General features: G+C 72.2%; 10 protein-coding genes and 1 pseudogene. 3 read left to right on the forward strand and 8 right to left on the reverse strand.

All coding sequences use genetic code 11. The features are described 5' to 3' along the window. Positions 1-333: pseudogene (locus L2I40_RS12720) on the forward strand (hypothetical protein); the annotation flags it as partial. Next, complete coding sequence (locus L2I40_RS12725) at positions 330-1,316, forward strand: TAXI family TRAP transporter solute-binding subunit (protein ID WP_237215333.1); 987 nt, start codon at positions 330-332, stop codon at positions 1,314-1,316. The pseudogene L2I40_RS12720 and the gene L2I40_RS12725, both read left to right, overlap by 4 nt. A gap of 235 nt (positions 1,317-1,551) precedes the next feature. On the opposite strand, the gene mazG is transcribed toward L2I40_RS12725, so the two are convergent. Further along, positions 1,552-2,361: a nucleoside triphosphate pyrophosphohydrolase gene (gene mazG, locus L2I40_RS12730; RefSeq protein WP_237215334.1), complete on the reverse strand. Its 810-nt coding sequence runs from the start codon at positions 2,359-2,361 to the stop codon at positions 1,552-1,554. Between the two features lie 172 nt (positions 2,362-2,533). On the opposite strand from mazG, the gene L2I40_RS12735 reads away from it, so the two are divergent. Further along, complete coding sequence (locus tag L2I40_RS12735; protein WP_237215335.1) at positions 2,534-2,800, forward strand: hypothetical protein; 267 nt, start codon at positions 2,534-2,536, stop codon at positions 2,798-2,800. A gap of 131 nt (positions 2,801-2,931) precedes the next feature. Here the strand turns inward: L2I40_RS12735 and L2I40_RS12740 are convergent, their stop codons facing one another. The 7 genes from L2I40_RS12740 to L2I40_RS12770 form a co-directional block, all read right to left on the reverse strand. Continuing rightward, positions 2,932-3,723, reverse strand: a complete 792-nt coding sequence (locus tag L2I40_RS12740; protein ID WP_237215342.1) for an MBL fold metallo-hydrolase — start codon at positions 3,721-3,723, stop codon at positions 2,932-2,934. 46 nt (positions 3,724-3,769) lie between these two features. After that, positions 3,770-4,546, reverse strand: a complete 777-nt coding sequence (locus L2I40_RS12745) for a TatD family hydrolase (protein ID WP_237215336.1) — start codon at positions 4,544-4,546, stop codon at positions 3,770-3,772. Then, positions 4,546-6,093, reverse strand: coding sequence for a methionine--tRNA ligase (gene metG, locus L2I40_RS12750; RefSeq protein ID WP_237215337.1), 1,548 nt, complete (start codon positions 6,091-6,093; stop codon positions 4,546-4,548). The genes L2I40_RS12745 and metG overlap by 1 nt, the downstream gene beginning before the upstream one ends. A 31-nt stretch (positions 6,094-6,124) precedes the next feature. Further along, entirely contained in the window at positions 6,125-7,183 is a 1,059-nt protein-coding gene (locus tag L2I40_RS12755) for a DNA polymerase III subunit delta' (protein WP_237215338.1), read from the reverse strand. Then, positions 7,183-7,809, reverse strand: a complete 627-nt coding sequence (tmk, locus tag L2I40_RS12760) for a dTMP kinase (protein ID WP_237215339.1) — start codon at positions 7,807-7,809, stop codon at positions 7,183-7,185. The genes L2I40_RS12755 and tmk overlap by 1 nt, the downstream gene beginning before the upstream one ends. 4 nt (positions 7,810-7,813) lie before the next feature. Further along, positions 7,814-9,022 carry a D-alanyl-D-alanine carboxypeptidase family protein gene (locus L2I40_RS12765; RefSeq protein ID WP_237215340.1) on the reverse strand — a complete coding sequence of 403 codons (1,209 nt, stop codon included), beginning with the start codon at positions 9,020-9,022 and terminating at the stop codon, positions 7,814-7,816. 98 nt (positions 9,023-9,120) lie between these two features. Beyond that, positions 9,121-9,382: SPOR domain-containing protein (locus tag L2I40_RS12770; protein WP_237215341.1), on the reverse strand; the 262-nt coding region annotated here is incomplete at its 5' end.

Consider the following 9,382-nt stretch of genomic DNA (forward strand, 5'->3'; position numbering starts at 1 on the left):
GTCCGCGCGCCCGTTGCGCCTGCCGTTCCGGCGCCGGCGCGCCCCGCCACGGATCCCGCGCTGCTCGAGGCGATGCAGCGCCGCGGAGACGCGCTGTTGCGCGCCGGCGACATTTCCGGGGCGCGTCGGTTCTTCGAGCGCGCTGCCGAGGGCGGGAGCGCGGCCGCCGCCTTCGCCCTGGCCGAGACCTTCGATCCCCGCATGCTCACGCGCGGCAGCGTCATGGGGCCGCAGCCGGACCGAGCGGCCGCGCTGCTCTGGTACCGCCGCGCGGCGCAGCTCGGCGCGGCAGATGCCGCCGCACGAATCGCGACCCTGGAGGCCGAGCCATGAACCTGCCCGTCCTGTCACGTCGGATCCTGCTGGCGGGTGCCGCCGTCTCCACGGCTCAGGCGGTGGGCCCCGCCGCCGTCGGACCGGCCCAGGCGCAAAGCCTGCCGCAGCGCGTCGCGGATGCGAATGCCGGTACCGTCGGCATCATCGCCGGCGGGGTCGACGGCACCTACATCCGAATTGCCTCCGACCTCTCCGCCGTCCTCGACAGCGGCAACCAGCTTCGGGTCCTGGCGATGCTGGGGAAGGGCTCGCTCCAGAACCTGCAGGACATCGTCCTGCTCCGCGGCGTGGACCTCGGCATCGTCCAGTCCGATTCCCTGGCCTCGATCCGGCGCCAGCGGCTGCTCGGCGGGGCCGAGGGGCTGATCCGCTACATCGCGAAGCTCTACGACGAGGAGATCCACCTGCTCGCCCGCCCTGGGATCGAGCGGCTGGAGGACCTGGCGGGGCAGGTGGTGAATGTGGATGTGGAGGGCAGCGGCACCGCGATGACCGCGGCCCTGGTCTTCGACGCGGTTGGCCTGCGGGTGCGGCTGGCGCATGACCGGCAGGAGGTGGCCATGGGCCGGCTCCAGCGCGGGGAGATCGCAGCCCTCATGTTCATCGCCGGGAAGCCGGCGCGGCTGTTCTCGACCCTGCCGGCAGGGACGGGGCTGCACTTCGTGCCGATCCGCCCGACGGCGGCGCTGATGGAGACCTACCTGCCGGGCTCGCTCACCGCGGCCGACTACCCGACCCTGATTGCAGGGGAGGAGGCCGTCGAGACCATCGCGGTCGGCGCGGTGATGGCAGTCTATGCGCATGCGCCCGGCAGCGACCGCTACCGGAAGGTGGCCCGCTTCGTGGAGGCGCTCCACGCCCGCTTCGATGAGTTCCTGCGGCCGCCGCGGCATCCGAAGTGGCGGGAAGTGAACCTGGCGGCCCAGCTGCCCGGCTGGACGCGCTTCGACCACACGGTGCGGGTGCCGCCCGGTCGCTGAAGCGGCCGGCACGGAGCGGCGCCAGCCGGACCGACGATGCTGCATGGCGCCCGGGCGGGAGACCGCCCGGGCGCTTTCGCCTGCGCGGCCCCCACCCGAGACCGGATGTTCCCGTTTCTTTCACTGCTCCCGCATACGATCCACAGCGAGGAGCGTAGCGCTACGACATTGATTGTAGCGCTACTACAGTGCCGGCTGGAGAGGGGCGCGACTGTAAAGCCGCTTTACAAGGCGGTCAGGCGCCGTCGCGCTCCCCGGCCTTCACGGCCTGCCAGGCGGCCTCCATCGCCTCGAGACCGACATCCTGGGGTGCCTTGCCCTCGGCGGCGAGGCGACGCTCGACCGCGGAGAAGCGGCGCTCGAACTTCGCATTCGCGGCGGCAAGGCAAGCCTCCGGGTCCAGATCGAGCTTCCGGGCGAGGTTCGCCAGCACGAACAGCAGGTCGCCGACCTCGTCCGCCAGCCGCGCCCTGTCGGCGGCGGGGAGTTCGGCGCGCAGCTCCGCCGCCTCCTCCTCCAGCTTGTCCAGCACGGCCCCGGCCTCCGGCCAGTCGAAGCCGACGCGGGCGGCGCGCCGGGTCAGCTTGAGCGCGCGGGTGAGGGCAGGGAGGCCATGCGGCAGGCCGGCGAGCGTCCCGGTCTCCGCCCGGCGGGCGCGCTCCTCTGCCTTCTGCGCCTCCCAGGCGACGGTCTGGGCCGCCGCGGAGCGCTGTTCGGCCTCACCGAATACATGAGGATGACGTCTTATCATCTTGTTGTTGATGGATTGTGCGACATCGGCGAAGCCGAATTCGCCGCGTTCCGAGGCCATCTGGGCGTGATAGACGACCTGGAAGAGCAGGTCGCCGAGTTCATCCAGCAGCGCCGGGAAATCCGGGCCGCGGCCGATCGCGTCGGCCACCTCATAGGCTTCCTCGATCGTGTAGGGCGCGATCGTCGCGAAATCCTGCTCGCGATCCCAGGGACAGCCATCCGGCGCCCGGAGCCTGGCCATGATGTCGAGCAGGCGCAGGAGTTCGGCGGCCGGGCCGGCGGATTCGGACATGGGGCAGGGCGCTCCGGGAGGGTCGGCCCCGTCTCGCGCAGCGCGCGCCGGCGGGCAAGCGGTCCGGGCGGTCCGGCGCTTCGCGAAGGTTTCGCCATTGTTTCGGGACGCCGGACGCCGCCTGGGCGTCAGATCATGTCGCGGCAGGCCCGCCGCATCGCGGGAGGCGATCATGTTCCGACGCAGCATCCGGCTCGGCGTCCTGGGCGCGCTGACGCTCGGTACGGCGCAGGCGCAGCAGCCCATGGCGACCCAGCCCGAGCCGCGGCCCGCGGCGACCGTTCAGTCCGCCGCGCCGTCGCCCTGTGACGGTCCGCGCGCCTGGCTGGCCGCCGAGGAGACGACGCCCGGCATTCTCCAGCGCCTGGCCCGGGAGTCGCTTGCGCAATGCCTGGCCGGCACGCCCACGCCGGCGCCGGCGGCGCAGGGGCGGCAATGAGGGCCGGGGGGGGCGGGCGTTCCGCGCCCGCCTCATCCACATGCCGGCTTGCCGCATAAGATACATTATGGAAAGAACGGAGGCTGTGGGAAAGGCGGTGGATGGCGTGGCCGGCGCGGCGCCGGCCCGTCTCAGTCCGCCGGGACCTCCAGCACCATGCCGTCATGCGCGGGCTCGATGCCGCGCGGCAGGTTCGCGCGCAGCCAGGCCCAGTCCATGTCGAGGCCCATATGGGTCAGCACGGTCCGGCGCGGCCGCAGCCGCTCGGTCCAGGCAGCAACCAACGCCACATCGGCATGGACCGGATGCGGCGCCCGCTGGAAGCAGCCGACCACCCAGGTGTCGAGCCCCTCGAGCGCTGCGAAGCTCTCCTCGGGCAAGGCCACCAGGTCGGTGCTGTAGGCGAAGCGGCCGATCCGGAAGCCCAGGGTCTCCATGACCTTGTGGTCCTGGCGGAGCACCTTCACGCGGATCCCGCCCATCTCCACCACCTCCCCCGGCGCGACCGGCCGGGGCGCCAGCGAGGGCCGGAAGAAGCCCTGGGCCGGCGGCGGGTGGAAGGCGTAGTCGAAGCGCGTCTTGAGGGTCGAGAGCGTCACATAGGTCCCGAAGGCGTCGAGGGCCGCCCCGAGGTTGCGGTTCACGATCCTCAGCTCGTCGAGGCCCATGACGTGGTCGGCATGGGCATGGGTGAAGGCGACGGCATCCACGGAGCCCACCCCGGCCGTCAGCAGTTGCTGGCGGAGGTCGGGGCCGGCGTCGATGAGCAGCCGGCGTCCGTTGCACTCGACCAGTGCGGAGGTCCGGGTTCGACGGTTGCGTGGCTCCGCCGGGTCGCAGGCGCCCCAATTGCCGCGTCCGTCGGGTCCGCCGAGCTGCGGCACGCCGCCCGATCCGCCGCAGCCGAGGAGCGTGACGCGGATCACCCGGCGCGGAGCCCGGAGAGAACGGAACGGGAAAACCGTCGCATCATGCCGCGCGGGACCGCGGGAACAGACGGTGAAAATTGGCCGTCGTCAGGTCGGCCAGCGCCGCGACCCCGATCCCCCGCACCTGCGCGAGCTTCGCAGCGGTATGCGCCACATAGGCCGGCTCGCAGCGCTTGCCGCGCAGCGGCACGGGCGCGAGGTAGGGGCTGTCGGTCTCGACCAGCAGCCGCTCGGCCGGCAGTTCCGCCGCGATCGCCCGGTTCTCCTCCGACTTCGGGAAGGTGAGGATCCCGCTGAAGGACACGTAGCCGCCGAGGCGGATGGCGGTGCGGGCGAGCTCGGCGCCGGAGGAGAAGCAGTGGAGCAGGAAGGGGAAGGCCCCCTTCCCCGTCTCGTCTTCCAGGATCGCCGCGACGTCCGCATCGGCGTCGCGCGCATGGATCACCAGCGGCAGGCCCGAGGCGCGCGCGGCGGCGATGTGCGCCCGAAAGCTCGCCTGCTGCATCGGCCGCGGGGCCTTGTCGTAGAAATAGTCGAGCCCGGACTCGCCGATGCCGATGACGCGCGGGTGGTCGGCCTCGCGCAGGATCTCGTCCACCTCCGGCGGCTCACGTTCGCCGGCGTTGTGGGGATGGATGCCGACGGTGGCGAAGACGCCATGGCGGTCGGCGATGTCGCGCACCGTCGCGGCCTGGGCGCCGAGCCGCGTGCCGATGGTGACCATCTGGCCGACGCCGACGGCGCGGGCGCGCGCCACCACCTCGTCCTGCTCCTGCCCCTGGAAATGGTCGAGGTGGCAGTGGGAGTCGACGAGCATCAGGCGCCCGCCTCGATCTTCGCGAAGAGCGGCGCCGGCGGCGGGAGGACCAGGCCGCCGGGCAAGGGCGTCGAGAGCGCGCCGAGCCCCCTCGCCTCCTCCGGCACGCCGAGCTGGTCGAGCAGCTTCGCCATCGTCGTCGGCATGAAGGGCTGCAGCACGGTGGCGAAGACGCGGAGCGCGTCGTGCAGGTGGCGCAGCACTTCCAACATCCGGGCCGGATCGGTCTTCTTCAGGGCCCAGGGCGCATGGACGGTGATGTAGCCGTTCGCCGACCGTGCGGCAGCCATGATCGCGTCAAGCGCCAGGTGGAACTCCTGGCTGTCGAGACGAACCCTGACCTCCGTCGGCAGAACCTTCAGTTCCTGGATAAAGAGCTGATCCGTGTCGCGCACCGTGGCAGGCGGCGGCAGCCGGCCTTCGCAGTTCCGCTGGATCAGCGAGAGCGTTCGGTTTGCAAGATTTCCCAGCGTATCCGCGAGTTCCCCGTTGTTGCGCGCGATGAGCGCAGCGCGGGAGAAATCGCCGTCCTGGCCGAAGGGGACCTCGCGCAGCAGGAAGTAGCGGATCGGGTCCAGGCCGAACTCGTCCACCAGCGCCACCGGGTCGATGACGTTGCCGAGCGACTTCGAGATCTTCTGCCCCTCGTTGGTCCACCAGCCATGCGCGAAGACGCGCTTCGGCGGCGCGAGGCCGGCCGCCATCAGGAAGGCCGGCCAGTAGATCGCGTGGAAGCGCAGGATGTCCTTGCCGACGAAGTGGATGTCGGCCGGCCACCACTTCTCGAAAGCTGCAGGATCATCGGGATAGCCGGCAGCGGTGATGTAGTTGGTCAGCGCATCCAGCCAGACATACATCACATGCGCGTCGTCGCCCGGCACCGGCACGCCCCAGCGGAAGCTGGTGCGGGAGATCGAAAGGTCGCCGAGCCCCGCCTTCACGAAGGCGATCACCTCGTTGCGGCGGCTCGCCGGCAGGATGAAGTCCGGGTTGTCCTCGTAGAGCTTCAGCAGCCGGTCGGCCCAGGCGGAGAGGCGGAAGAAGTAGGAGGGCTCGCGCACCCACTCCACCGGCGCGCCGGAGGGCGCGTACTTCACCCCGTCGCGCTCGGTGAGTTCGTCGGGGCCGTAGAAGGCCTCGTCGCGCACCGCGTACCAGCCCTCGTAATGGCCGAGATAGATCTCGCCATTCGCGGCCAGCTTCTCCCACAGCGCCGCGCAGGCGCGCTTGTGGCGGTCCTCGGTGGTGCGGATGAAGCCGTCGTTGGAGAAGCCCATCGTCACCGCGAGGTCGCGGAAATGCTGGCTCACCTGGTCGGTGAAGTCCTGCGGGTCCATCCCCGCATCCTTCGCCGCCTTCTCGACCTTCTGCCCGTGCTCGTCCGTGCCGGTCAGGAAGAACACGTCGCGCCCTTCCAGCCGCCGCCAGCGCGCCAGCACGTCGGCAGCGAGCGAGGTGTAGGCGTGGCCGATATGGGGCCGGTCGTTCACGTAGTAGATCGGCGTGGTGATGAAGCAGGGCCGCCAAGGGGACGCCGGGTCGGGCACGGTCTCGGGTTCTTCCGGTCTGGCCGCCGCGTCAGCGCCGCGGCGGGGAGAGCCATCCGAGGGCGGTCAGCACGGCCCCCTTGCGGTCGAGGCTCAGGCCATCCGTCTCGGCGGCGAGGCGCCCGAGGCTATCCCACAGGGTGGACCACTCGGCAAGCGAACGGCCAGCGAGCCAGGGCGGCGGCGTGCGCGCCTGCGCCGCGCCGCGGACCGCCGCCGAGATCTCCCGACGCAGCAGTGCCATGAAGGTGGTGAAGCCGCTGCCGTCGCGCTTCTGTGCCACCGCCTCGGCGATGGCGTGCCAGTCGCGGCGGTTGCCCTCCGGGAGCGCGGCCAGCACGCGATCCACCAGCGCCTGGATGGCGAGCCCCTCCCCCTCCAGCAGTTCGAGCGCGCGGCCGGGCGAGCCTTCCGCGACCTGCGCCAGCCGTTCGCGCTCGGCCTTCGGCAGGTCGGGCCGCAGGCGCTGCAGCAGCGTCGCGGTGTCGGCCGGCGTGAGCGGCCCGAGGTCGAGGCGCCGGCAGCGGCTGCGGATCGTCGGCAGCAGCCGGTCGGGCGCCGCGGTCGTCAGCATCAGCACCGCGCGCGGCGGCGGCTCCTCGAGCGTCTTCAGCAGCGCATTCGCCGCCTCCGGCCGCATCGTCTCGGCCCGGTCCACCAGCACGAAGCGCCAGGCGCCTTCTGCCGGCGTCATGGCGAGGAAGCGGATCGCGGCGCGCACGTCGTCCACGCGGATCGCCTTGGTCACGCCGGTCGCCGCCTCCGGCCGCAGCGCGCGGAGGTCGGCATGGCTGCCGGCGGCGATGCGCCGGAAGACCGGGTGCGCGGGATCGAGGGCGAGCGGCGCCGCACCCGGCGCGGGGGGCTGGTCCGGCCCGCCGGCGAGCAGCCAGCGGCCGAAACGATAGGCGAGCGTCGCCTTGCCGATCCCCGGCGGCCCGCAGACCAGCCAGGCATGCGGGAGCCGGCCAGACCGCGCCGCGGCTTCGAGCGCCGCGGCGGCGTTGAGGTGGCCGAGGAGATCCGGATTGGCGCGAACCGGAAGGTCCTCGTCCTCCTCGAACTCGACCGGCTTGGGGGCGCGCGCCATCAGCCGACGCCGAGCCGGTCCCTGAGTGTGCGCGTGACCGCGGCGAAGACCTCATCCGGCCCGCCCGACGCATCCAGCACCGCGCAGCGCGCGGGTTCGGCGGCGGCGATCGCCAGGAAGCCGGCGCGCACCCGCGCATGGAAGGCGGCATCGAGCCGCTCGTAGCGGTCGGCGGCGACGCCGCGCGAGGCGGCGCGCGCCATCCCGGCCTCGGGCGGGATGTCGAGGATCAGCGTGAGGTCCGGCGCGAAGCCCTCCAGCGCCAGGTCGGCGAGCCGCCGATAGACGTCGCCCGGCACGCCCTGGCCATGACACTGGTACGCACGGGTCGAGTCGGCGAAGCGGTCGGAGATCACCCACATCCCGGCCGCGAGCGCCGGCCGGATCGTGGCGACGAGATGCTCGCGCCGCGCGGCGAAGAGCAGCATCGCCTCGGCGACCGGGTCGAAGCCCTGTCCGTTGAGCAGCACGGAGCGGATCGCCTCGGCGCCGGCGGAGCCGCCCGGCTCGCGGGTCAGCAGCACGGGGATCCCTTGGTCCGCCAGATGCGCGGCAAGGCGCTTCGCCTGGGTGGACTTCCCGGCCCCTTCCCCGCCTTCGAGGGTGATGAAGCGGGCCGCGGTCATGCGATCAGGCGCCGAACCAGCGCCCGATCACCGCCGGGATGCGCGGGATGAGGCCGAGGCGGTCCACATCGGCGCCCGCGATGAGCGGCACGTCCATCTCCGGCACGCCCTGGCCCGAGACGAGCAGGCGCCCGAGTTCCTGCCCCTTGCTGACCGGGGCGGGGATCGGCGCGTCGAAGCGCACGCGCGCCTGCAGCCCGCGGCGCCATTGCCGCGGCAGCGTGACGACCAGGTCGCGGCCGGCGACCAGCGGCACGGTCGGACGCGTGCCGAGATAGACCGGTACCTCCTCCACCGTCTCGGCCGCGCGGAACAGCGTGACGTTGTCGAATTCCCGGAAGCCCCATTCGAGCAGCCGCTCGCTCTCCTCGGCGCGCGACCGCATCGAGGGCAGGCCGTTGACGACCAGGATCAGGCGGCGCCCGCCGCGCATCGCGCTGGCCGTCAGGCCGAAGCCCGCCTCCTCCGTGTGGCCGGTCTTGAGGCCGTCCGCCCCGGGCACGCGCGCGAGCGTCGGGTTGCGGTTCTCCTGGGTGATGTCGTTCCAGCGGAAGGAGCGCTCGTTGTAGAAGCGGTAGTATTCCGGGTGATCGAGGATGATGCGCTTGGCGAGCGTCGCGAGGTCGCGTGCCGTCATCCGGTGCTCGGGATCGGGCCAGCCCGTGGAGTTGCGGAAGTTGGAGTTGCGCAGGCCGATGCGCCGCGCGGTCTCGTTCATCAGTTCGGCGAATTGCTGCTCGGAGCCGCTGATGCCCTCCGCCAGCACGATGCAGGCGTCGTTGCCCGACTGCACGATGACGCCGCGCGCCAAGTTCTCGATGCTCACCTGGCTGCCGATCTGGACGAACATCTTGGAGCCGCCCATGCGCCAGGCGCGCTCGCTGACCGGGAGCGTCTGATCGAGGCGAAGGCGGCCCGCCTTCAGCAGGTCGAAGACGACGTACATCGTCATCAGCTTCGACATGGAGGAGGGCGGCATGCGCTCCTCGGCGTTCTTGTGGAGCAGCACCGCGTCGGTGTCGAAGTCGATCAGGATCGCCTGCCGCGCCGCCGTGTCCACCGGGCCGAGCGGGCTGGAGGCCGGGGTGGAGGGCGGCGGCGCCGGCTGGCGCGGCTGGCGCGGCTGCTGGCCCTGCTGGGGCCGCTGCTGGGCGAGAGCCGGCTTCGCGAGCGTCACGCCCGCGGCGGCCAGCATCATGTCACGACGGCGCATTGCGGCCCCCACCTCTCCGGATCGCCCGGCACCCTCGCGGCATGACCGCGCCCCCGCCGGGCAACCCCCTGCCCCGTGCCCCTGACCGCGACTCGCGATCAGTCCACGAGGATCCGGGCTTCGGATACGCCGGCGCGCCGGGTCGCCTCAAGCGCGCGATCGGCCTCCGTTACACTTCCGAGCGGCCCGATACGCACGCGGAAGGTCTCGCGCCCGCGCGGGCCGATGGCCTCCACACGCCCGCCGATGCGGGCCGCCATCTGCTCGGCCAGGTCGCGGCGGGAGAAGCTCGGCGCCTCCACGAACAGGCGCCCGGGGCGGGCGGCGACGCGGCTCACGCGCTCGGGCAGCGGCCCGAGC

This window comes from Falsiroseomonas oryziterrae (genome assembly GCF_021864505.1).
GTDB classification, from domain to species: Bacteria; Pseudomonadota; Alphaproteobacteria; order Acetobacterales; family Acetobacteraceae; genus Falsiroseomonas; species Falsiroseomonas oryziterrae.